This window comes from Escherichia sp. MOD1-EC7011, from assembly GCF_002965005.1.
Lineage (GTDB): Bacteria > Pseudomonadota > Gammaproteobacteria > Enterobacterales > Enterobacteriaceae > Escherichia > Escherichia ruysiae.
Genome location: NZ_PTRD01000024.1, coordinates 131995 through 155291, shown reverse-complemented (window position 1 = coordinate 155291; position 23297 = coordinate 131995). Strand labels below are relative to the sequence as shown.

General features: G+C 52.2%; 23 protein-coding genes. 16 read left to right on the top strand and 7 right to left on the bottom strand.

Features of this window, described 5'->3' with window-relative positions:
* Positions 1–151 precede the first annotated feature (151 nt).
* Positions 152–892: a 3'(2'),5'-bisphosphate nucleotidase CysQ gene (gene cysQ / locus A7098_RS12210; protein WP_000893402.1), complete on the top strand. Its 741-nt coding sequence runs from the start codon at positions 152–154 to the stop codon at positions 890–892.
* Here cysQ and A7098_RS12205 read toward each other — a convergent pair.
* Entirely contained in the window at positions 882–1439 is a 558-nt protein-coding gene (locus A7098_RS12205) for a YtfJ family protein (protein WP_105280860.1), read from the bottom strand. The genes cysQ and A7098_RS12205 overlap by 11 nt on opposite strands.
* 324 nt (positions 1440–1763) lie before the next feature.
* Here A7098_RS12205 and A7098_RS12200 point away from each other — a divergent pair, with 324 nt between their 5' ends.
* Positions 1764–1970 carry a DUF1107 domain-containing protein gene (locus A7098_RS12200; RefSeq protein ID WP_000689228.1) on the top strand — a complete coding sequence of 69 codons (207 nt, stop codon included), beginning with the start codon at positions 1764–1766 and terminating at the stop codon, positions 1968–1970.
* A 59-nt stretch (positions 1971–2029) separates the two neighbouring features.
* On the opposite strand, the gene A7098_RS12195 is transcribed toward A7098_RS12200, so the two are convergent.
* A complete protein-coding gene (locus tag A7098_RS12195) occupies positions 2030–3373 on the bottom strand; it encodes a hemolysin family protein (protein WP_000935031.1) in 1344 nt (447 codons plus the stop codon).
* A gap of 187 nt (positions 3374–3560) precedes the next feature.
* Positions 3561–4199: a peptide-methionine (S)-S-oxide reductase MsrA gene (gene msrA / locus A7098_RS12190; RefSeq protein WP_105280859.1), complete on the bottom strand. Its 639-nt coding sequence runs from the start codon at positions 4197–4199 to the stop codon at positions 3561–3563.
* A 204-nt stretch (positions 4200–4403) separates the two neighbouring features.
* Between msrA and tamA the strand changes: the two genes are divergently transcribed.
* The 5 genes from tamA (at position 4404) to chpB (ending at position 11063) form a co-directional block, all read left to right on the top strand.
* On the top strand, positions 4404–6137 hold the full coding sequence (gene tamA, locus A7098_RS12180) for an autotransporter assembly complex protein TamA (protein WP_105280858.1): 1734 nt from the start codon (positions 4404–4406) through the stop codon (positions 6135–6137).
* Positions 6134–9913, top strand: a complete 3780-nt coding sequence (gene tamB / locus A7098_RS12175) for an autotransporter assembly complex protein TamB (protein WP_105280857.1) — start codon at positions 6134–6136, stop codon at positions 9911–9913. The genes tamA and tamB overlap by 4 nt, the downstream gene beginning before the upstream one ends.
* A 2-nt stretch (positions 9914–9915) precedes the next feature.
* On the top strand, positions 9916–10260 hold the full coding sequence (locus A7098_RS12170; RefSeq protein ID WP_001219162.1) for a gamma-glutamylcyclotransferase: 345 nt from the start codon (positions 9916–9918) through the stop codon (positions 10258–10260).
* A 207-nt stretch (positions 10261–10467) separates the two neighbouring features.
* The gene (chpS, locus tag A7098_RS12165) at positions 10468–10719 is read left to right on the top strand and encodes a type II toxin-antitoxin system antitoxin ChpS (RefSeq protein WP_001223205.1); all 252 of its coding nucleotides are present in this window, start codon (positions 10468–10470) and stop codon (positions 10717–10719) included.
* Complete coding sequence (gene chpB / locus A7098_RS12160; RefSeq protein ID WP_000239583.1) at positions 10713–11063, top strand: endoribonuclease toxin ChpB; 351 nt, start codon at positions 10713–10715, stop codon at positions 11061–11063. Before chpS ends, chpB begins: the two co-directional genes overlap by 7 nt.
* Before the next feature lie 78 nt (positions 11064–11141).
* Here the strand turns inward: chpB and ppa are convergent, their stop codons facing one another.
* Entirely contained in the window at positions 11142–11672 is a 531-nt protein-coding gene (gene ppa / locus A7098_RS12155) for an inorganic diphosphatase (RefSeq protein ID WP_000055074.1), read from the bottom strand.
* A gap of 308 nt (positions 11673–11980) precedes the next feature.
* Here ppa and ytfQ point away from each other — a divergent pair, with 308 nt between their 5' ends.
* The 4 genes from ytfQ (at position 11981) to yjfF (ending at position 16770) form a co-directional block, all read left to right on the top strand.
* A complete protein-coding gene (ytfQ, locus tag A7098_RS12145; RefSeq protein ID WP_000265933.1) occupies positions 11981–12937 on the top strand; it encodes a galactofuranose ABC transporter substrate-binding protein YtfQ in 957 nt (318 codons plus the stop codon).
* A 312-nt stretch (positions 12938–13249) separates the two neighbouring features.
* The gene (gene ytfR, locus A7098_RS12135; RefSeq protein ID WP_000205844.1) at positions 13250–14752 is read left to right on the top strand and encodes a galactofuranose ABC transporter, ATP-binding protein YtfR; all 1503 of its coding nucleotides are present in this window, start codon (positions 13250–13252) and stop codon (positions 14750–14752) included.
* Positions 14753–14765: 13 nt separating this feature from the next.
* Positions 14766–15788 (top strand): galactofuranose ABC transporter, ATP-binding protein YtfT, encoded by a 1023-nt coding sequence (gene ytfT, locus A7098_RS12130; protein ID WP_032226398.1) that lies wholly within the window; start codon positions 14766–14768, stop codon positions 15786–15788.
* Complete coding sequence (yjfF, locus tag A7098_RS12125) at positions 15775–16770, top strand: galactofuranose ABC transporter, permease protein YjfF (RefSeq protein ID WP_000596004.1); 996 nt, start codon at positions 15775–15777, stop codon at positions 16768–16770. The genes ytfT and yjfF overlap by 14 nt, the downstream gene beginning before the upstream one ends.
* 32 nt (positions 16771–16802) lie before the next feature.
* On the opposite strand, the gene fbp is transcribed toward yjfF, so the two are convergent.
* Positions 16803–17801, bottom strand: a complete 999-nt coding sequence (fbp, locus tag A7098_RS12120) for a class 1 fructose-bisphosphatase (RefSeq protein WP_000853753.1) — start codon at positions 17799–17801, stop codon at positions 16803–16805.
* Between the two features lie 175 nt (positions 17802–17976).
* Here fbp and mpl point away from each other — a divergent pair, with 175 nt between their 5' ends.
* The gene (gene mpl / locus A7098_RS12115; protein ID WP_001219777.1) at positions 17977–19350 is read left to right on the top strand and encodes a UDP-N-acetylmuramate:L-alanyl-gamma-D-glutamyl-meso-diaminopimelate ligase; all 1374 of its coding nucleotides are present in this window, start codon (positions 17977–17979) and stop codon (positions 19348–19350) included.
* 85 nt (positions 19351–19435) lie between these two features.
* Here the strand turns inward: mpl and yjgA are convergent, their stop codons facing one another.
* The gene (gene yjgA, locus A7098_RS12110; RefSeq protein WP_000166265.1) at positions 19436–19987 is read right to left on the bottom strand and encodes a ribosome biogenesis factor YjgA; all 552 of its coding nucleotides are present in this window, start codon (positions 19985–19987) and stop codon (positions 19436–19438) included.
* 93 nt (positions 19988–20080) lie between these two features.
* Here yjgA and pmbA point away from each other — a divergent pair, with 93 nt between their 5' ends.
* The 4 genes from pmbA (at position 20081) to A7098_RS12085 (ending at position 22715) form a co-directional block, all read left to right on the top strand.
* Positions 20081–21433, top strand: coding sequence for a metalloprotease PmbA (gene pmbA / locus A7098_RS12105; RefSeq protein ID WP_001162186.1), 1353 nt, complete (start codon positions 20081–20083; stop codon positions 21431–21433).
* A gap of 181 nt (positions 21434–21614) precedes the next feature.
* Complete coding sequence (gene cybC / locus A7098_RS12100; RefSeq protein ID WP_001232258.1) at positions 21615–22001, top strand: cytochrome b562; 387 nt, start codon at positions 21615–21617, stop codon at positions 21999–22001.
* 191 nt (positions 22002–22192) lie between these two features.
* Positions 22193–22435, top strand: coding sequence for a type II toxin-antitoxin system RelB/DinJ family antitoxin (locus A7098_RS12090; RefSeq protein WP_000212715.1), 243 nt, complete (start codon positions 22193–22195; stop codon positions 22433–22435).
* Entirely contained in the window at positions 22425–22715 is a 291-nt protein-coding gene (locus A7098_RS12085) for a type II toxin-antitoxin system RelE/ParE family toxin (protein WP_105280855.1), read from the top strand. Before A7098_RS12090 ends, A7098_RS12085 begins: the two co-directional genes overlap by 11 nt.
* Here the strand turns inward: A7098_RS12085 and nrdG are convergent, their stop codons facing one another.
* A complete protein-coding gene (gene nrdG, locus A7098_RS12080; protein WP_105280854.1) occupies positions 22716–23180 on the bottom strand; it encodes an anaerobic ribonucleoside-triphosphate reductase-activating protein in 465 nt (154 codons plus the stop codon).
* Between the last annotated feature and the right edge of the window lie 117 nt (positions 23181–23297).

Below are 23297 nucleotides of genomic sequence, written 5' to 3'. Positions count from 1 at the left end.
CGAGAAGATGAGACGTCTTTCATACGGAGCGTGAAGGATGCCATAAATAATAAATCAGGAAACGATGACGCCATCACAGTTGGCGGATTCTTTAACGATAGGGTATAAGTAAAACAACAAGTTAACACCACTGAAACAAAAGAGGTGGAGAATGTTAGAACAAGTATGTCAACTCGCACGGAATGCGGGCGATGCCATTATGCAGGTCTACGACGGGACAAAACCGATGGACGTCGTCAGCAAAGCGGATAACTCACCGGTGACGGCGGCGGACATTGCCGCGCACACCGTAATCATGGACGGTTTACGTACACTAACGCCGGATATTCCGGTTCTTTCCGAAGAAGATCCTCCCGGTTGGGAAGTCCGCCAGCACTGGCAACGTTACTGGCTGGTAGATCCGCTGGACGGCACCAAAGAGTTTATTAAACGAAATGGTGAATTTACCGTTAACATTGCGCTGATTGACAAAGGCAAACCGGTATTAGGTGTGGTGTATGCGCCGGTAATGAACGTCATGTACAGCGCGGCGGAAGGCAAAGCCTGGAAAGAAGAGTGCGGCGTGCGCAAGCAGATTCAGGTACGCGACGCCCGTCCGCCGCTGGTGGTCATTAGCCGTTCCCATGCGGATGCCGAGCTGAAAGAGTATCTGCAACAGCTTGGTGAACACCAGACGACATCTATCGGCTCTTCACTGAAATTCTGCCTGGTGGCGGAAGGTCAGGCGCAGCTCTACCCGCGTTTCGGGCCGACAAATATTTGGGATACCGCTGCCGGTCATGCCGTGGCCGCCGCCGCCGGAGCACACGTTCACGACTGGCAGGGTAAACCGCTGGATTACACTCCGCGCGAATCCTTCCTGAATCCTGGATTCCGGGTTTCTATTTATTAAGCAATTTTTGCAGCAAGTCCATGACTTGCTGCACTTCTTGCTGGGTTAACGCCCCGTCCTTCGCCCATTGCACGCGACCGTCTTTATCCAGCACTGCAATGGAAGAACTCTCTTCATCCAGTTGCCAGGCTCCGCGCGCGACGCCATTGCTGTCGACAATAAACTGCGACCACGGATAGAGCTTTTTATTGCTCTCCAGGCTGTTGCGCACAAACATACCTGAGCCGGGAATAGCGTCGTCGGTGTTGACAATGGTGGTGGTCTGGTAGCGGTCGTGCGGCAATTTCGCCGATTTAATTGCTTCAATCAGCGTCGCATTTTTCTCTTTTGCGGAGGTGCGACCGGCAATATGTTGCAGTACTCGCACTTTTCCCGCTAACTGCGCACTGTTCCAGGTTTTGTAGCTAAACTGATCTTTATCAAACACCAACTCGCCACGATCGGTAATACCAATCGGCGGTACGCGCTGACCAGTTTCGAATTTATGCGCGGAGGCCATCATCGGCAGTAGCAAGCAAGTCAGCGCGAGGATCTTGCGTAGGGTCATAGTGTTTCCTTCTTATCGTATGCAGGTGATCCGACCACTTGGGTCTGGCTTTTAATCATATGTGCTATTTATCGAATTTCCCGCAAGTGCGGTGCCAGTTTGCGGACAAGCGCACAAATCATATGAAAAATGAATGTTTATACTGAAGATTGTGGTTAGGTGAAGAGATAATTCTGAATAATTGTAACAGTGGGGTAAAAAAATTTATACACGCTGGAAACATTACCCCGATAGTCTATAGTCATTAGGCATTAAAATTTGCGCCTCATAATAGTTGGGCCGATTGTGGCACCGCAAAGGCGTAATACTCAGCAGGAGACAACAATGAAAATTTTCCAACGGTACAACCCACTTCAGGTGGCGAAGTACGTGAAGATCCTGTTCCGTGGACGGTTATACATCAAGGACGTTGGCGCTTTTGAATTTGATAAGGGTAAGATTCTTATCCCAAAAGTGAAGGATAAACTGCATTTGTCAGTGATGTCCGAAGTTAACCGTCAGGTTATGCGTCTGCAAACAGAGATGGCTTAACCAAGTGCTATGCAGTAATAAGACGGCTCCTGATTCAGGAGCCGTTGATGTTTCTGGGGTTATGCGACGCTTTCTTCTTTATCTTTGGCGTCAGGCAGTTTTGGCGAAAGGGCGGTGGCTTTACTGTCGATTCGCGTAACCAGTAGCTGGTCGATGCGGTAGTTATCAATATCCACCACTTCAAATTTGTAACCGGAGAACTTCACCGAATCAGTGCGTTTCGGGATCTTACGCAACATAAACATCATAAAGCCGCCGATGGTTTCGTAGTTGCCCGACTGCGGGAACTCGTCGATATCCAGCACGCGCATCACGTCGTCAATCGGCGTACCGCCATCGATTAGCCATGAATTCTCATCACGCGCCACAATCTGTTCTTCCAGCCCCTGACCGACCAGATCGCCCATCAACGTGGTCATCACGTCGTTGAGGGTGATGATCCCCACCACCAGTGCGTACTCGTTCATGATTACCGCAAAGTCTTCACCCGCAGCTTTAAAACTTTCCAGCGCCTCAGAGAGGGTCAGCGTATCAGGCACGATCAGCGTATTGCGAATTTGCACGCCGCTGTTCAGTGCCAGGCTTTGATTGGCCAGCACGCGGTTCAGCAGATCTTTTGAATCGACATAACCGATAATGTGATCGATATCTTCATTACAGACGAGGAATTTCGAGTGCGGATGCTCCGCCACTTTATTCTTCAGGCTTTGCTCATCTTCATGGAGATCGAACCAAATCACGTTTTCACGCGGCGTCATGGAAGACGGCACGGTACGGGATTCCAGTTCAAACACGTTTTCGATCAGTTCGTGTTCCTGTTTACGCAATACCCCAGCCAGCGCACCGGCCTCCACGACTGCGTAGATGTCATCAGATGTGATGTCATCTTTACGTACCATTGGCAATTTAAAGATACGGAAGATCATGTTCGCCAGGCCGTTGAAAAACCACACCAGAGGGGTGCAGACGAACAGGCAGAAGCGCATCGGGTTGATGATACGCAAAGCCACAGCTTCTGGCGCAATCATACCGATGCGTTTCGGGGTTAAATCCGCAAACAGAATAAACATGCCAGTCACTAACGAGAAAGAGAGAATAAAGCTCAGTTGCTCAGAGAGTTCCGCCGATATATAGCGGGAGAACAGGCTATTAAAAGCCGGAGAGAACGCCGCATCACCGACGATACCGCCGAGTATTGCCACCGCGTTCAGACCAATTTGCACCACGGTAAAGAACATGCCGGGATTTTCCTGCATATCCAGAACGCGCTGGGCGTTTATATTGCCTTCATCAGCCAGCAGTTTAAGTTTGATTTTGCGTGAGGCGGCAAGCGAGATCTCGGATATCGAGAAGAACGCACTCACAGCGATCAAGCAGAGTATGACTAAAATACTGTTTAACATATCTTATCCGACCGTTCAGGTCAGATCCTCGGAAGGGGAAGTTGATTAATTTGTGTGAAATACACATTGAAAGCCGGTTCGAAGAGAGTGAACCGACATTTTCAGTGGCTAGTATAGCGTAAGGTACTGTAAAGTCGCCAGAGGGTTAAATTTTTGCTTCATTTCGCTTTAGTTCGGCCTTTTATTGCTACGCTTCAGGCGGCAGGCAAACGCCGATCCCACCAACTCCGCAATAACCATACGGGTTTTTATGTAGATATTGCTGGTGGTCATCTTCGGCATAATAAAACGGTGTCGCGTTAGCGATTTCCGTGGTGATGTGACGATCGTCATCGGCGGCAAGCATCGCGGCCTGGAAACGTTCCAGACTGGCGCGGGCGGCAGCATCCTGTTCTGGTGTTAGCGGATAAATCGCGGAACGATACTGCGTGCCATGGTCATTGCCCTGACGCATCCCTTGTGCGGGATCGTGATTCTCCCAGAATACTTGTAACAGTTGTTCGTAGCTGATCACTGACGGATCGTAAACCACGCGTACCGCTTCGGCGTGGCCGGTATCACCAGAACACACTTCCCGATAAGTCGGGTTTGGCGTGTAGCCGCCGGTATAACCTGCGGCGGTGCTGTAAACACCGGGAAGTTGCCAGAAAAGGCGTTCCACGCCCCAGAAACAGCCCATAGCAAAAATGGCGATTTCCATTCCGTCAGGCACATTTGTCATTGAGTGACCGTTGACTGCATTCAACGTGGCTACGGGCATCGGGGTATTACGTCCAGGAAGGGCATCGGCGGGGGAAACCAGATGCTTTTTATCAAATAAACTCATGGTATCGCTCTCCCGAAATCGGTCTTTGGGGTTTAGGTTGTAACAAGAGACGTATTTGCACACAATAACTCTCGTGAATGTGTATAAAGTAAAACATAAGAAATATTTTGGATTTAGTCTGCTTTTAAATCCATATTGCTGGTTTTTTGTTAAGCCGTTTAACGGGGTTCCAGGGGCAGGAACAAAGGATATTCAGGAGAAAATGTGCGCTATATCCGACAGTTATGTTGTGTAAGCTTACTCTGCTTTGGTGGTTCTGCTATCGCCGCGAACGTCCGTCTACAGGTCGAAGGGTTATCAGGACAGCTGGAAAAAAATGTTCGTGCACAGCTTTCTACGATTGAAAGTGATGAAGTGACGCCAGACCGGCGATTTCGCGCGCGTGTCGATGATGCCATCCGCGAAGGCCTGAAGGCGCTGGGCTATTACCAGCCGACCATTGAATTTGATCTCCGACCACCGCCAAAGAAAGGGCGACAGGTTTTGATCGCCAAAGTCACGCCCGGCGTACCCATTTTGATTGGCGGCACCGATGTTGTGCTGCGCGGTGGTGCACGGACCGATAAAGACTATTTGAAGTTGCTCGATACTCGCCCGGCTATAGGCACGGTGCTGAATCAGGGTGACTACGAAAATTTCAAAAAGTCCTTAACCAGCATCGCGTTGCGCAAAGGCTATTTCGATAGTGAATTTACCAAAGCCCAGTTGGGTATTGCACTTGGCTTGCATAAAGCCTATTGGGATATTGATTACAACAGTGGCGAACGCTACCGCTTTGGGCATGTGACCTTCGAAGGCTCACAGATCCGCGATGAGTATCTGCAAAACCTTGTTCCGTTTAAAGAAGGTGATGAATACGAGTCAAAAGACCTGGCAGAGCTGAACCGCCGTCTCTCCGCCACTGGTTGGTTTAACTCGGTGGTGGTCGCACCGCAGTTTGATAAAGCGCGAGAAACAAAAGTATTGCCGCTTACCGGCGTCGTTTCGCCGCGCACGGAAAACACGATTGAAACCGGGGTAGGGTACTCAACGGACGTAGGTCCACGTGTTAAAGCAACGTGGAAAAAGCCGTGGATGAACTCTTACGGTCACAGCCTGACCACCAGCACAAGTATCTCTGCACCGGAACAGACTCTCGACTTTAGCTATAAAATGCCGCTGCTTAAGAACCCGCTGGAACAATATTATCTGGTACAGGGTGGTTTTAAGCGCACCGATCTGAACGATACGGAATCCGACTCTACAACTCTGGTGGCCTCTCGTTATTGGGATCTCTCCAGCGGCTGGCAGCGCGCCATTAACTTACGCTGGAGTCTTGACCACTTTACCCAGGGTGAAATTACCAACACCACGATGCTGTTTTATCCAGGCGTGATGATTAGCCGCACGCGTTCACGCGGCGGCCTGATGCCGACCTGGGGCGACTCGCAACGCTACTCAATCGACTATTCAAACACGGCCTGGGGCTCGGACGTCGATTTCTCTGTGTTTCAGGCGCAAAACGTCTGGATACGCACACTCTACGATCGCCATCGTTTTGTCACGCGCGGCACGTTGGGCTGGATTGAAACGGGTGACTTCGACAAAGTGCCGCCTGATCTGCGTTTCTTTGCCGGGGGTGACCGTAGCATTCGCGGCTATAAATACAAATCTATTGCGCCGAAATACGCCAATGGTGACCTGAAAGGGGCATCAAAACTGATAACTGGATCGCTGGAGTATCAGTACAACGTGACCAGAAAATGGTGGGGCGCGGTGTTTGTCGATAGCGGCGAAGCGGTAAGCGATATTCGCCGCAGTGACTTTAAAACTGGCACCGGGGTTGGCGTGCGCTGGGAATCGCCAGTCGGGCCGATCAAGCTCGATTTCGCGGTTCCGGTCGCTGACAAAGACGAGCATGGTTTACAGTTTTACATCGGTCTGGGGCCAGAATTATGAGTTTATGGAAAAAAATCAGCCTCGGCGCGGTTGTCGTCCTCTTACTGTTGCTGGGATCGGTGGCATTTCTGGTGGGCACCACCAGTGGTTTGCATCTGGTATTTAAAGCGGCAGATCGCTGGGTGCCAGGGCTGGATATCGGTAAGGTGACCGGCGGCTGGAGCGACCTTACTCTGTCTGACGTTCGTTATGAGCAGCCAGGTGTGGCGGTTAAAGCGGGTAATCTGCATCTGGCGGTTGGGCTGGAGTGCCTGTGGGACAGCAGCGTTTGTATTAATGACCTGGCGCTGAAAGACATTCAGGTCAATATAGACAGCAAAAAAATGCCCCCTTCAGAGCAGGTTGAAGAAGAGGAAGACAGCGGCCCGCTGGATCTCTCCACGCCGTATCCCATCACCCTGACGCGGGTGGCGCTGGATAACGTCAATATCAAAATTGATGACACCACGGTGTCGGTGATGGACTTCACCTCCGGTCTGAACTGGCAGGAGAAAACCCTGACCCTGAAACCGACATCGCTGAAAGGCCTGCTGATTGCCCTGCCGAAAGTGGCGGAAGTGGCGCAGGAAGAAGTCGTCGAACCGAAAATTGAAAATCCGCAGCCGGATGAAAAACCGCTCGGCGAAACGCTGAAAGATCTCTTTTCTCGCCCGGTATTGCCGGAAATGACCGACGTGCATTTGCCGCTCAACCTGAATATTGAAGAGTTTAAGGGCGAGCAGCTGCGCGTGACGGGCGACACGGACATCACCGTGCGCACCATGTTGCTGAAAGTGAGCAGCATCGACGGCAATACCAAACTGGACGCGCTGGACATCGACTCTAACCAGGGGAGCGTTAACGCCAGCGGTACGGCGCAGCTGTCCGGTAACTGGCCGGTAGATATCACCCTCAACAGCACACTGAACGTGGAGCCGTTGAAGGGTGAAAAAGTGAAGCTAAAAGTGGGCGGTGCGCTGCGCGAACAACTGGAGATTGGCGTTAACCTTTCTGGTCAGGTGGATATGGATCTGCGTGCTCAGACGCGGCTGGCGGAGGCTGGACTGCCGCTTAACGTCGAAGTGAACAGCAAACAGCTTTACTGGCCGTTTACCGGCGAGAAGCAGTATCAGGCGGACGATCTGAAACTGAAACTCACCGGCAAAATGACCGATTACACGCTCTCTATGCGCACGGCAGTGAAGGGACAGGAGATCCCGCCAGCCACCATTACCCTCGATGCGAAAGGTAATGAACAGCAGGTGAATCTCGACAAACTCACCGTCGCGGCGCTGGAAGGGAAAACTGAGTTGAAAGCGTTGCTCGACTGGCAGCAGGCGATTAGCTGGCGTGGTGAGTTAACGCTTAACGGCATTAACACCGCGAAAGAGTTTCCGGACTGGCCGTCGAAACTCAATGGTTTGATCAAAACGCGCGGCAGCCTGTACGGCGGCACCTGGCAGATGGACGTGCCGGAGTTGAAGCTGACTGGTAACGTTAAACAGAACAAAGTGAACGTTGACGGTACGCTGAAAGGCAACAGTTATATGCAGTGGATGATCCCTGGTCTGCATCTGGAACTGGGATCTAACAGTGCCGAAGTGAAAGGTGAACTGGGAGTAAAAGATCTCAATCTTGATGCCACGATCAACGCGCCGGGTCTGGATAACGCGCTGCCAGGGCTGGGCGGTACAGCGAAAGGGGTGGTGAAGGTTCGCGGTACGGTGGACGCGCCGCAGTTGCTGGCGGATATCACCGCGCGCAGCCTGCGCTGGCAGGAACTCTCCGTGGCGCAGGTTCGCGTGGAAGGCGATATAAAATCCACCGATCAGATTGCGGGTAAACTCGATGTGCGCGTTGAGCAAATTTCGCAGCCGGATGTGAATATCAACCTCGTCACCCTGAATGCGAAAGGCAGCGAAAAGCAGCACGAGCTACAACTGCGGATTCAGGGCGAGCCGGTTTCCGGACAGCTCAATCTGGCGGGCAGTTTTGATCGCAAAGAAGAACGCTGGAAGGGAACGCTGAGTAATACCCGCTTCCAGACGCCAGTCGGCCCGTGGTCGCTGACCCGCGATATTGCGCTGGATTACCGCAATCAGGAGCAAAAAATCAGCATCGGGCCGCACTGCTGGGTAAACCCGAACGCGGAACTGTGCGTGCCGCAAACCATTGATGCCGGGGCTGAAGGGCGTGCGGTGGTGAATCTCAATCGTTTCGACCTGGCCATGCTGAAACCGTTTATGCCGGAAACCACTCAGGCAAGCGGCATCTTTACAGGTAAAGCAGACGTTGCCTGGGACACCACCAAAGAAGGGCTGCCGCAGGGTAGCATCACCCTTTCCGGGCGTAACGTGCAGGTGACGCAAACTGTCAACGACGCGGCGCTGCCGGTGGCGTTTCAGACACTGAATCTGACGGCGGAACTGCGCAACAACCGCGCTGAACTGGGCTGGACCATCCGCCTGACTAATAATGGTCAGTTCGATGGTCAGGTACAGGTGACCGATCCACAAGGCCGCCGCAATCTCGGTGGCAACGTCAACATCCGCAACTTTAACCTCGCGATGGTAAACCCCATCTTTACGCGTGGGGAAAAAGCGGCGGGGATGGTGAGTGCTAATTTACGTCTGGGCGGTGATGTACAAAGCCCGCAGCTCTTTGGTCAGCTCCAGGTTACGGGTGTGGATATCGATGGCAACTTTATGCCGTTTGATATGCAGCCGAGCCAGCTTGCGGTCAACTTTAACGGTATGCGCTCGACGCTTGCGGGCACCGTGCGAACCCAGCAGGGTGACATTTACCTGAACGGGGATGCAGACTGGAGTCAGATTGAAAACTGGCGCGCGCGGGTGACGGCAAAAGGCAGTAAGGTGCGGATCACCGTACCGCCGATGGTACGAATGGATGTATCACCAGATGTCGTATTCGAAGCCACACCAAGCCTGTTTACCCTTGATGGTCGCGTTGACGTACCGTGGGCGCGCATTGTGGTGCATGATTTGCCAGAAAGTGCGGTGGGCGTCTCCAGCGATGTCGTGATGCTCAACGATAACCTACAACCGGAGGAGGCGAAAACTGCGTCGATTCCGATTAACAGCAACCTGATTGTCCACGTCGGCAACAATGTGCGCATTGATGCCTTTGGCCTGAAAGCGCGGCTGACGGGCGATCTCAATGTCGTACAGGACAAACAGGGACTGGGGCTGAACGGACAGATCAACATTCCGGAAGGTCGCTTCCATGCCTATGGTCAGGATCTGATCGTTCGCAAAGGCGAGTTGCTGTTCTCTGGTCCACCGGATCAACCGTATCTTAATATCGAAGCAATTCGTAACCCGGATGCTACAGAAGACGACGTAATCGCCGGTGTTCGCGTCACCGGACTGGCGGATGAACCGAAAGCGGAGATCTTCTCTGACCCGGCGATGTCGCAACAGGCTGCGTTGTCTTACTTGTTGCGTGGACAAGGGCTGGAAAGCGATCAGAGCGACAGCGCGGCGATGACCTCGATGCTGATTGGTCTGGGGGTTGCACAAAGTGGTCAGATTGTGGGTAAAATCGGCGAGACATTTGGCGTAAGTAATTTAGCTCTCGACACCGAGGGAGTAGGCGACTCCTCCCAGGTGGTGGTCAGCGGCTATGTATTACCAGGTCTACAAGTGAAATACGGCGTGGGGATATTTGACTCTATAGCAACACTCACGTTACGTTATCGCCTGATGCCAAAGCTATATCTGGAAGCCGTGTCTGGTGTAGATCAGGCACTGGATTTGCTCTATCAGTTCGAGTTTTAGCGATGCGAATATTTGTCTACGGCAGTTTACGTCACAAACAAGGCAACAGCCACTGGATGACCAATGCCCAGTTGCTGGGCGATTTCAGTATCGATAACTATCAACTGTACAGCCTGGGCCACTATCCAGGCGCAGTTCCGGGTAACGGAACGGTACACGGTGAAGTTTATCGTATTGACAACGCCACGCTGGCCGAACTTGATGCCTTGCGCACCAGGGGCGGTGAATACGCGCGCCAGTTGATTCAGACGCCGTACGGGAGTGCATGGATGTACGTTTATCAACGACCCGTCGATGGATTAACGCTGATTGAAAGCGGCGACTGGTTAGACAGGGATAAGTCATGATATAAACACGCCACCTTTGGGTGGCGCTGTTTTTTCGAGGTATCTCGCATTCTTTTTTGTAACTTCCCCGCCTGTTTCTTTTCCTTCCGAGCCGTTTTCCATATCTGTTAACGCATAAAAAACTCTGCTGGTGTTCACAAATGCGCAGGGGTAAAACGTTTCCTGTCGCACCGTGAGTTATACTTTGTATAACCTAAGGAGGTGCGGATGCGTATAACCATAAAAAAATGGGGGAACAGTGCAGGTATGGTCATTCCCAATATTGTGATGAAAGAGCTTAACTTGCAGCCGGGGCAGAGCGTTGAGGCACAGGTGAGCAACAATCAACTGATTCTGACCCCCATCTCCAGGCGCTACTCGCTTGATGAACTGCTGATGCAGTGCGACATGAACGCCCCGGAACTTAGCGAGCAGGATGTCTGGGGTAAATCCACCCCTGCGGGTGACGAAATATGGTAAAGAAAAGTGAATTTGAACGGGGAGACATTGTGCTGGTCGGCTTTGATCCAGCAAGCGGCCATGAACAGCAAGGTGCTGGTCGGCCTGCGCTTGTGCTCTCCGTTCAAGCCTTTAATCAACTGGGAATGACGTTGGTTGCTCCCATTACTCAGGGCGGAAATTTTGCCCGTTATGCCGGATTTAGCGTTCCGTTACATTGCGAAGAAGGCGATGTGTATGGCGTGGTATTGGTGAATCAGGTACGAATGATGGATTTACGCGCCCGTCAGGCAAAACGTATTGGTCTGGCTGCGGACGAGGTGGTGGAAGACGTGTTATTACGTTTGCAGGCGGTGGTGGAATAAGATGTGTTTATTTATCGCGGACATAAAAAACCCTTACTAACCGAAGCCCGGCGTTCAGGGTTATTGCGCTAGAAGAACTTATTTATTCTTTGCGCGCTCGAAGGAAGCAACGATTTCAGCTTTAGCGGCTTCGGCGTTATCCCAGCCGTCAACTTTAACCCATTTGCCTTTTTCGAGGTCTTTGTAGTGCTCGAAGAAGTGAGCGATCTGAGCCTTCAGCAGTTCCGGCAGATCGTTAACGTCTTTGATGTGATCGTATTCTTTGCTCAGCTTGCTGTGCGGAACAGCAACCAGTTTCGCATCTTCACCGGCTTCGTCGGTCATTTTCAGAACGCCAACCGGACGGCAACGGATCACAGAACCCGGCTGCAGCGGGTACGGGGTCGGAACCAGTACGTCAACCGGGTCACCGTCCAGAGACAGGGTGTGGTTGATGTAACCGTAGTTGCACGGATAGAACATCGCGGTGGACATGAAGCGGTCAACGAACAGTGCGCCGCTCTCTTTGTCGATTTCGTATTTGATCGGATCTGCGTTAGCCGGGATTTCGATAACAACGTAGATGTCTTCCGGCAGATCTTTACCCGCAGGGACGTTGAGTAAGCTCATGTCTGTTTCCTTTAAAATATGTGGCAAACAAGTGCCGAGTATTATAGCCAACTCGCGCCGAATGTCTTCGCTTGTTTTCGTCCTCATATTCCTTTTTCGCCAGTTTTAAGACGGCTTGTGGAGCAGGAAAATCCATAACCGTAGCCGCATTTTTCATAGTGATATGAAAGCGATTACAAACTTGTGATTAACGTTTTATTTACTTTTTTGAAGTGTGATGTAACGCAATCCGTTACATAACGAATTGTCTATAGTTTTTTCGCGAACATCTTTTCACCAATAATAACTATCCCGACGAGGACAACCCTATGTGGAAACGCTTACTTGTAGTCTCTGCAGTCTCGGCAGCCATGTCGTCTATGGCGTTGGCCGCTCCATTAACCGTAGGATTTTCGCAGGTCGGATCAGAATCCGGCTGGCGCGCCGCAGAAACCAACGTGGCGAAAAGTGAGGCCGAAAAACGCGGTATCACGCTGAAAATTGCCGATGGTCAGCAAAAGCAGGAAAACCAGATTAAAGCGGTACGTTCCTTTGTTGCACAAGGGGTAGATGCAATCTTTATTGCTCCAGTGGTGGCGACGGGTTGGGAACCGGTATTAAAAGAGGCGAAAGATGCCGAAATTCCGGTCTTTTTGCTCGACCGTTCCATCGACGTGAAAGACAAATCTCTCTATATGACCACCGTTACTGCCGACAACATTCTGGAAGGCAAGTTGATTGGTGACTGGCTGGTGAAAGAGGTCAACGGTAAACCATGTAACGTGGTTGAGTTGCAGGGAACTGTTGGGGCAAGTGTTGCCATCGACCGTAAAAAAGGCTTTGCCGAAGCTATTAAGAATGCGCCAAACATCAAAATCATCCGCTCACAGTCCGGTGACTTCACCCGCAGTAAAGGCAAAGAAGTTATGGAGAGCTTTATCAAAGCGGAAAACAACGGCAAAAATATCTGCATGGTTTACGCCCATAACGACGACATGGTGATTGGTGCAATTCAGGCAATTAAAGAAGCGGGCCTGAAACCGGGTAAAGATATCCTCACGGGTTCCATTGACGGCGTACCGGATATCTACAAAGCGATGATTGATGGCGAAGCGAACGCCAGCGTTGAACTGACGCCGAATATGGCAGGCCCCGCTTTTGATGCGCTGGAGAAATACAAAAAAGACGGCACTATGCCTGAAAAGTTGACCCTGACCAAATCCACCCTTTACCTGCCTGATACTGCAAAAGAAGAGTTAGAGAAGAAGAAAAATATGGGGTATTGAGGGACATCAATACCTGATGCCGACTTGTACGCCGCCGGATAAGGCGTTTAGGCCGCATCCGGCGGTTGTGCGCGGATGCCTGATGCGACGCTGGCGCGTCTTATCAGGCCTACGAGTTCGGTGCTCTGTGTAGGCCGGATAAGGCGTTCACGCCGCATCCGGCAGTTGTGCAGTACCGGACTTAACACCATGCACAATCTGTCCCCTCGCCCCTTCGGGGAGAGGGTTAGGGTGAGGGGGACAAACGGCGCAGCTCTTAACATCAGGCACGATCTATTCCCAGACTTTTAGAGCGTGGCTAAGGGGGAAACCATGACGACCGACCAACACCAGGAAATCCTCCGTACCGAAGGATTAAGTAAATTTTTCCCCGGCGTCAAAGCGTTAGACAGCGTCGACTTCAGCCTACGGCGCGGTGAAATTATGGCGCTGCTCGGTGAAAACGGAGCCGGTAAATCGACGCTGATCAAAGCACTTACCGGTGTCTACCACGCCGATCGCGGTACTATCTGGTTGGATGGTCAGACTATTTCACCAAAAAACACCGCCCACGCACAACAACTTGGCATCGGCACCGTCTATCAGGAAGTCAACCTGTTACCCAACATGTCGGTAGCCGACAATCTATTCATAGGCCGCGAACCCAGGCGTTTTGGCCTGCTACGCCGTAAAGAGATGGAAAAGCGCGCTACAGAACTGATGGCATCGTATGGCTTCTCCCTCGACGTGCGTGAACCGCTCAACCGTTTTTCGGTGGCGATGCAGCAAATCGTCGCCATTTGTCGGGCTATCGATCTCTCCGCCAAAGTGCTGATCCTTGATGAACCTACCGCCAGCCTCGACACTCAGGAAGTAGAGTTGCTGTTTGGCCTGATGCGCCAGTTGCGCGATCGCGGCGTCAGCCTGATCTTTGTTACGCACTTTCTCGATCAGGTTTATCAAGTCAGCGATCGGATCACCGTCTTACGCAACGGCAACTTCGTTGGCTGTCGGGAAACCCGCGAGCTACCGCAGATCGAACTGGTCAAAATGATGCTTGGGCGCGAACTCGACACCCACGCGCTACAACGTGCCGGGCGGACATTACTTAGCGACAAACCCGTTGCCGCGTTCAAAAATTACGGTAAAAAAGGCACGATCGCACCGTTTGATCTCGAAGTACGCCCCGGCGAGATCGTCGGTCTGGCAGGATTGCTGGGATCAGGGCGTACCGAAACCGCTGAAGTTATCTTCGGTATCAAACCCGCTGACAGCGGTACTGCGCTAATCAAAGGCCAACCACAAACCCTGCGATCGCCACATCAGGCTTCGGTACTGGGCATTGGTTTTTGTCCGGAAGACAGAAAAACCGATGGCATCATTGCCGCCGCCTCGGTGCGGGAAAATATCATCCTTGCCTTACAAGCCCAGCGCGGCTGGCTACGGCCGATCTCTCGCAAAGAACAGCAAGAGATTGCCGAACGTTTTATCCGCCAGCTTGGCATTCGGACACCTTCAACTGAACAACCGATAGAGTTTCTCTCTGGTGGCAATCAGCAAAAAGTGTTGCTCTCACGCTGGCTGCTGACTCGTCCGCAATTTCTGATCCTCGACGAGCCAACGCGCGGCATTGACGTTGGCGCCCATGCTGAAATCATCCGCCTGATTGAAACGCTGTGTGCCGATGGCCTGGCGCTGCTGGTGATCTCCTCAGAACTGGAAGAGCTGGTGGGCTATGCCGATCGGGTGATCATCATGCGCGATCGCAAACAGGTGGCGGAGATCCCGCTGGCAGAGCTTTCCGTTCCGGCGATCATGAATGCCATTGCGGCGTAAGGAGAACAGTGTGATGCCTCAATCTCTCCCTGACACCGCGTCGTCGAAAAGGCGTTTTCGCTGGCCGACGGGAATGCCGCAACTGGCGGCGCTGTTGCTGGTGTTGCTGGTCGATAGTCTGGTCGCCCCACATTTCTGGCAGGTGGTACTTCAGGATGGGCGTTTGTTCGGTAGCCCCATCGACATTCTTAACCGTGCAGCACCCGTTGCGCTGTTGGCGATTGGCATGACGCTGGTGATCGCCACTGGCGGTATCGATCTTTCAGTAGGTGCGGTGATGGCTATCGCAGGAGCCACAACTGCCGCGATGACGGTGGCGGGATTCAGCCTGCCGATTGTTTTGTTAAGCGCCCTTGGCACCGGCATCCTGGCGGGATTGTGGAACGGCATTCTGGTGGCGATCCTCAAAATCCAGCCGTTTGTCGCCACTCTGATCCTGATGGTCGCCGGGCGCGGCGTGGCGCAACTGATCACCTCCGGGCAGATCGTCACGTTTAACTCGCCGGATCTCTCGTGGTTCGGCAGTGGATCGCTGCTGTTCCTGCCAACGCCAGTCATTATCGCCGTGCTGACGCTTCTCCTGTTCTGGCTGTTGGCCCGCAAAACGGCGCTGGGGATGTTTATCGAAGCCGTTGGTATCAACATTCGGGCGGCAAAAAATGCCGGAGTAAACACGCGGATCATCGTCATGCTTACCTACGTGTTGAGCGGGCTGTGTGCGGCAATCGCGGGCATTATCGTGGCGGCGGATATTCGCGGTGCCGATGCCAACAACGCCGGATTATGGCTGGAACTGGACGCTATACTCGCGGTGGTGATCGGCGGTGGATCGCTGATGGGCGGGCGTTTTAACCTGCTGCTTTCGGTAGTGGGGGCGCTGATCATTCAGGGAATGAACACCGGGATTTTACTTTCGGGCTTTCCGCCAGAGATGAACCAGGTGGTGAAAGCGGTGGTGGTGCTTTGCGTACTGATTGTTCAGTCGCAACGCTTTATCAGTCTGATTAAAGGAGTGCGTAGCCGTGATAAAACGTAACTTGCCACTGATGATCACCATCGGCGTTTTTGTGCTGGGCTATCTCTACTGCTTGACGCAGTTTCCCGGTTTTGCTTCCACGCGAGTGATATGCAATATCCTGACCGATAACGCCTTTTTGGGGATTATTGCTGTCGGTATGACCTTTGTGATCCTCTCCGGCGGGATCGATCTTTCCGTCGGTTCGGTGATCGCTTTTACCGGCGTGTTTCTGGCAAAAGTGATTGGCGACTTTGGGATTTCACCACTATTGGCCTTCCCGCTGGTGCTGCTGATGGGGTGTGCATTCGGCGCATTTATGGGGCTTCTGATCGACGCGCTGAAGATCCCGGCATTCATTATTACCCTTGCGGGAATGTTCTTTTTGCGTGGCGTCAGCTATCTCGTTTCGGAAGAGTCGATCCCGATTAACCATCCGATTTACGACACACTCTCAAGCCTTGCGTGGAAAATTCCCGGCGGTGGGCGTTTAAGCGCGATGGGATTACTGATGCTGGCGGTCGTGGTTATCGGTATTTTCCTCGCGCATCGCACCCGCTTTGGTAATCAGGTGTATGCCATTGGCGGCAACGCGACGTCGGCAAACCTGATGGGGATTTCTACCCGCAGCACCACGATTCGCATTTATATGCTTTCCACCGGACTGGCAACGCTGGCGGGGATTGTCTTCTCGATTTACACCCAGGCCGGATACGCGCTGGCAGGCGTAGGTGTGGAACTGGACGCTATCGCGTCGGTGGTGATTGGCGGCACGTTGTTAAGTGGTGGGGTAGGGACGGTATTGGGGACGCTTTTTGGCGTGGCGATTCAGGGACTCATTCAGACTTACATAAACTTTGACGGTACGCTGAGTTCATGGTGGACGAAAATCGCCATCGGCATTTTGTTGTTTATTTTTATTGCCTTACAGCGTGGGCTAACGGTGCTGTGGGAGAATCGTCAGAGTTCACCAGTGACAAGAGTCAACATTGCGCAGCGATAAAAACGCCTCTCCGTGTGGAGAGGCGCAGGAGATTACGCGTCCGGGAACTCACGGATAAAGCGTTCGACATCTTCAACCATATGGTCATTGCCGACGAAGAACGAACGGCGCTGGTGCAGGGTTTCCGGGATGATATCCAGAATACGCTCTTTGCCATCGCTCGCTTTACCGCCCGCTTGTTCCGCCAGGAATGCCATCGGGTTGCACTCATACAGCAAACGCAGTTTGCCGTCCGGGTGGCTGGCGGTGCTTGGGTAGAGATAAATTCCACCTTTCAGCAGGTTACGGTGGAAATCCGCAACCAGTGAACCGATATAACGCGAGGTATACGGGCGGTTGGTGGATTTATCTTCTTCCTGGCAGAATTTAATGTACTTCTTCACCCCGTTAGGGAACTTAATGTAGTTTCCTTCGTTGATGGAGTAGGTTTTGCCTTTCTCCGGGAAGCGCATCCGTTCCTGGCACAGGCAGAAAACGCCGAGCGAAGGATCATAAGTAAAGGCGTGAACACCGCATCCTGTGGTGTAAACCAGCATGGTAGAGGAGCCGTATACCACGTAACCTGCGGCAACCTGTTTGTTACCAGGCTGGAGGAAATCTTCTTCCGTTACCGGCGTACCGACAGGTGTAACGCGGCGGTAGATGGAGAAAATCGTACCGACAGAGACGTTAACATCGATGTTGGACGAGCCATCCAGTGGATCCATCAGCACAACGTATTTTGCGTGTTCACAGCCTTCAAAGACGACAATCTCATCTTCTTCTTCAGATGCAATGCCCGCAACGATATCGCGCGCTTTCAATGCGGCTTTCAGTTTTTCATTAGCGAACAGATCGAGTTTCTGCTGAACCTCGCCCTGCACGTTCTCAGCACCGCTGGCACCCAGGATATCAACCAGTCCTGCTTTGTTGATATCGCGATGGATAATCTTGGCGCCCAGTTTTATTGCCGACAGCAAAGCAGTGAGCTCACCGGTAGCATGAGAAAACTCGTGCTGCTTTTCGACAATAAATTCACCTAACGTTTTCATAAAACTTTCCCTGCAATGTTTATGGAGTAAAGCGACCGCAACAATCTTAACAAATAATCTGAATGTTGCGCTCAGGTGAATCGCGCCAGCAAATTACGGATTATCCTGAAATGCGTTTCTCACTTGCCCGACATATGCGTAAAATGAGCGGTAGATTAAAAAAGGATAATGACGTATGCGCATTCATATTTTAGGAATTTGTGGCACGTTTATGGGTGGTCTGGCGATTCTGGCACGCCAGTTAGGCCATGAAGTAACGGGTTCGGACGCCAATGTGTATCCGCCGATGAGCACCTTACTTGAGAAGCAAGGCATTGAGCTGATTCAGGGTTACGATGCCAGCCAACTCGATCCGCAGCCGGATCTGGTGATTATTGGTAATGCCATGACCCGTGGAAATCCGTGTGTGGAAGCGGTACTGGAAAAAAACATTCCGTATATGTCGGGGCCGCAGTGGTTGCACGATTTCGTGCTGCGCGACCGCTGGGTGCTGGCCGTTGCCGGTACACACGGCAAAACCACCACGGCGGGAATGGCGACCTGGATTCTGGAACAGTGCGGCTATAAACCGGGTTTTGTTATTGGCGGTGTGCCTGGAAACTTTGAGGTTTCGGCGCGTCTGGGCGAAAGCGACTTCTTTGTTATCGAAGCGGACGAGTATGACTGCGCCTTCTTCGACAAACGCTCCAAATTTGTCCATTACTGCCCGCGCACGCTGATCCTCAACAACCTTGAGTTCGATCATGCCGATATCTTTGACGACCTGAAAGCGATCCAGAAACAATTCCATCATCTGGTGCGTATTGTTCCTGGGCAGGGGCGTATTATCTGGCCGGAAAACGACATCAACCTGAAACAGACCATGGCGATGGGCTGCTGGAGCGATCAGGAACAGGTGGGCGAGCAGGGGCGCTGGCAGGCGAAAAAGCTGACCACCGATGCTTCCGAATGGGAAGTATTGCTGGACGGCGAAAAAGTGGGTGAGGTGAAATGGTCACTGGTTGGCGAACATAACATGCACAACGGCCTGATGGCGATTGCTGCGGCTCGCCATGTTGGTGTTGCGCCGGCAGATGCTGCTAATGCGCTGGGGTCGTTTATCAACGCTCGTCGTCGTCTGGAGTTACGCGGTGAAGCGAATGGCGTGACGGTGTATGACGATTTTGCCCATCATCCGACGGCGATTCTGGCAACGCTGGCGGCGCTGCGCGGTAAAGTCGGTGGTACGGCGCGTATTATTGCCGTGCTGGAACCGCGCTCAAACACCATGAAGATGGGCGTCTGCAAAGACGATTTGGCACCGTCATTAGGTCGTGCCGATGAAGTCTTCCTGCTGCAACCGGCGCATATTCCGTGGCAGGTAGCTGAAGTGGCAGAAGCCTGTATTCAGCCTGCGCACTGGAGTGGTGATGTCGATGCGTTGGCAGATATGGTGGTGAAAACCGCCCAGCCAGGCGACCATATTCTGGTGATGAGCAACGGCGGTTTTGGTGGGATTCATCAGAAACTGCTGGATGGTCTGGCGAAGAAGGCGGAAGCTGCGCAGTAATTCTGAAGCTTAAGCCTGGAGTAGCATTGCCGGATAAAGCGTTTACGCCGCATCCGGCAAACCATACTCATATCAACAACAAAACTTACCCTTCGTTCTCTGCCAGCTCGCGCAGATACTGGAAAATCTGGCGTGCAGATTTCGGCGGCTTATTCCCTTCTTTCTCTTTCTTCGCGTTGCGGATCAGAGTACGCAACTGCTGACGATCGGCATCGGGCCACAGATTCAATACATCAGCGATGGCATCATCACCGTGATCGATCAGACGGTCGCGCAGGTTTTCCAGTTTATGGAACAGCACCACCTGCTGGTTGTGGCGGTTTTTTAGCTTATCCAGCGCCTGACGAATAGGCTCTACGTCGCGCTGGCGTAGCATTTTACCGATGAGCTGCAACTGGCGGCGGCGACCTTCCATTTTAATACGCTGGGCTAACTCGATAGCCGCACGCAGATCCGCATCTAACGGGATCTTATCCAGCGCGTTTTTCCCCAGATCAACAATTTCCGCGCCCAGGCGTTTTAGCTCCTCGGCATCACGTTTAATTTCACTTTTACTGACCCAGATAATTTCATCGTCTTCGTCTTCGATATCATCACCGGGAACGTCGTCGAGCCAGTCTTCGGGCTGCTTAGTCATGTCAGGCTCCTTAAAAAAAGAGGCTAATGTTACCAGTTAAGATGCGCACTGAAAAACGGTTCTCTGTTAGACTTCAGAGAAACTCTCTACATTATGGCACTTGCAATGAAAGTAATCTCTCAAGTTGAAGCGCAGCGCAAGATTCTGGAAGAAGCAGTTTCGACTGCGCTGGAGTTGGCCTCAGGCAAATCGGACGGTGCGGAAGTTGCCGTCAGCAAGACCACCGGCATTAGCGTAAGCACGCGCTATGGTGAAGTGGAGAATGTCGAATTCAATAGCGATGGCGCGCTGGGGATCACCGTTTATCACCAGAACCGCAAAGGTAGCGCATCATCCACCGATTTAAGCCCGCAGGCTATTGCCCGCACCGTACAGGCGGCGCTGGATATTGCCCGTTATACCTCGCCAGATCCTTACGCAGGCGTGGCAGATAAAGAGCTGCTGGCCTTTGACGCGCCGGATCTCGACTTGTTCCACCCTGCGGACGTTTCCCCGGATGAAGCCATTGAACTGGCGGCTCGTGCTGAACAGGCGGCATTGCAGGCGGACAAACGCATCACCAATACCGAAGGCGGCAGCTTTAACAGCCACTACGGCGTCAAAGTATTTGGCAACAGCCACGGCATGTTGCAGGGATACTGCTCAACGCGTCATTCACTCTCCAGCTGTGTGATTGCCGAAGAAAATGGCGATATGGAACGTGATTACGCCTACACCATTGGCCGTGCGATGAGCGATCTACAAACGCCGGAGTGGGTTGGGGCAGATTGCGCCCGCCGCACTTTATCGCGCTTGTCGCCGCGTAAACTTTCCACCATGAAAGCGCCGGTGATTTTTGCCAATGAAGTCGCAACCGGATTGTTTGGTCATTTGGTTGGCGCAATTGCCGGTGGTGCTGTCTACCGTAAATCCACCTTCCTGCTCGACTCGCTGGGTAAACAAATTCTGCCGGACTGGCTGACCATTGAAGAACATCCGCATCTGCTGAAAGGGCTGGCATCTACTCCATTCGACAGCGAAGGGGTGCGTACCGAGCGTCGCGATATTATTAAAGATGGCATCCTGACTCAGTGGCTGCTGACCAGTTATTCCGCGCGCAAACTGGGGCTGAAAAGTACCGGTCATGCGGGCGGCATCCACAACTGGCGTATTGCCGGGCAAGGACTCAGCTTTGAGCAGATGCTCAAAGAAATGGGCACCGGCCTGGTGGTGACGGAACTGATGGGCCAGGGCGTGAGTGCAATTACCGGTGATTATTCCCGTGGTGCAGCGGGCTTCTGGGTAGAGAATGGCGAAATTCAATATCCGGTTAGCGAAATCACCATCGCAGGTAATTTGAAAGATATGTGGCGCAATATCGTCACTGTTGGTAACGATATTGAAACACGCAGTAATATACAGTGTGGTTCTGTGCTGTTGCCGGAGATGAAAATCGCCGGGCAGTAAAAAACTGGCGCGACCTGCCGCGCTTAAACTAAAAAATTACACAAAATCATTCGCACTGCATCGAGACGGAAAGTGAATGAGAGCCGGGGAGCGTACTCGTAGTACGTGACTCGGGCGAATGAGCGTAGCCGTCGATGAGGTAGTGTGAAGGATGAAGTGTAAATAAAAAAGGAAGTGAGCAATGCGTAAAAGCCTGTTAGCTATTCTTGCAGTCTCCTCGTTGGTATTCAGTTCGGCGTCGTTTGCCGCTGAGCTGGAAGACAATATGGAAACCCTCAACGACAATTTAAAAGTGGTCGAAAAAGCCGATAACGCGGCGCAAGTCAAAGACGCGTTAACCAAAATGCGTGCTGCGGCGCTGGATGCGCAAAAAGCGACGCCACCGAAGCTGGAAGGCAAATCACCGGACAGCCCGGAGATGAAAGACTTCCGCCACGGTTTCGACATTCTGGTCGGTCAGATTGACGACGCGCTGAAGCTGGCTAATGAAGGTAAAGTCAAAGAAGCACAGGCCGCCGCAGAGCAACTGAAAACGACCCGCAACGCCTATCACCAGAAGTATCGTTAATTCCTTATTGGGCGGTGAAACGTTACCGCCCAACGCTTTCTTCTCCCTTCGTAAAATCACCGCAATATCTATTTTCACCACGGCATATTCCTGCGTGTCGTCCTCATTTTTGCGAGGCGTTTTCCAGAAATGAATGTAATGCATATGTAATGCTATAATGCATTACACTTCTCATAATTACCGGAGGCATAATGGCCACACTTAACGTCCGCCTGGATGACAAACTGAAAAATGAGGCTTATGCGGTGCTGGAAAAATTAAATATCACGCCTACTGAAGCAGTGCGGCTGCTGTTTCAGTACGTTGCGGAAAATGGACGAATGCCGGTAAAAACGCTCACTGTCAGTGATAGTGAAGAAGCCTTGTTACGCACTGTCAGGGAACGACTGGCCAACCCACAAGAGGCCATTAAGGTCCGACTGGATGAACTATGAGCTGGCTTTTGATCTGCGGGCGCTGAAAGAGTGGCAAAAACTGGGCGTGACAGTCCTGGAACAATTTAAAAAAAAGCTTGAGGATGTGCTGAAAAGGCCGCGCAATCCATCGGCTAAACTGCGGGATTTACCGGACTGCTACAAAAATAAGCTGCACACACTGGGATATCGCCTGGTTTATCAGGTTAACGATAAAGAGTTGCTCGTGTTGGTGATAGCTATTGGTAAGAGAGAGAACTCAGCCGTTTATGAAGACGCGACTAAACGGCTGGATGAGTGATTAACGCAAATGATGCACCTCCTGATTGCTGCTGCCGCGCCAGATCAAGGAAGGGTCTTTTAAATCCTGCACAAATTTGCCGTCGACCAGCACGTTAATCAAATCAACAACCTGCATTTGCGCAGCGTTGAGTTCGTCGAGTTTATAGCCTGTCCACACCCAGATGTCTTTACCCGGACACTCGGCGCGGATGCGTTGTACCAGTTTCAGAATATCCGGCACGTTTTGCGGATGCAGCGGATCGCCGCCGGAGAGGGAAATACCCTGGCGTTTGATGCGAGTGTCATTCAGATCGTTAATGATCTGGTCTTCCATTGCTTTGGTAAATGGCTGACCGGAATTTACCCGCCAGGTGCTTTTGTTGTAGCAACCGGGGCATTCATGAACACACCCGGAGACAAACAGAGTGCAGCGAGTGCCGGGGCCGTTGACGATGTCGACAGGATAGTACTGATGATAATTCATTTTCGCTTCTCAATTGACGCCATGACTGCTCTGGTGCGTACGGGGCGAAGTCCTCTGAGGCTTACGCATTTGCCACCTTGCGACGACACCAACTGGCTAGAGGCAACTCATTATGTC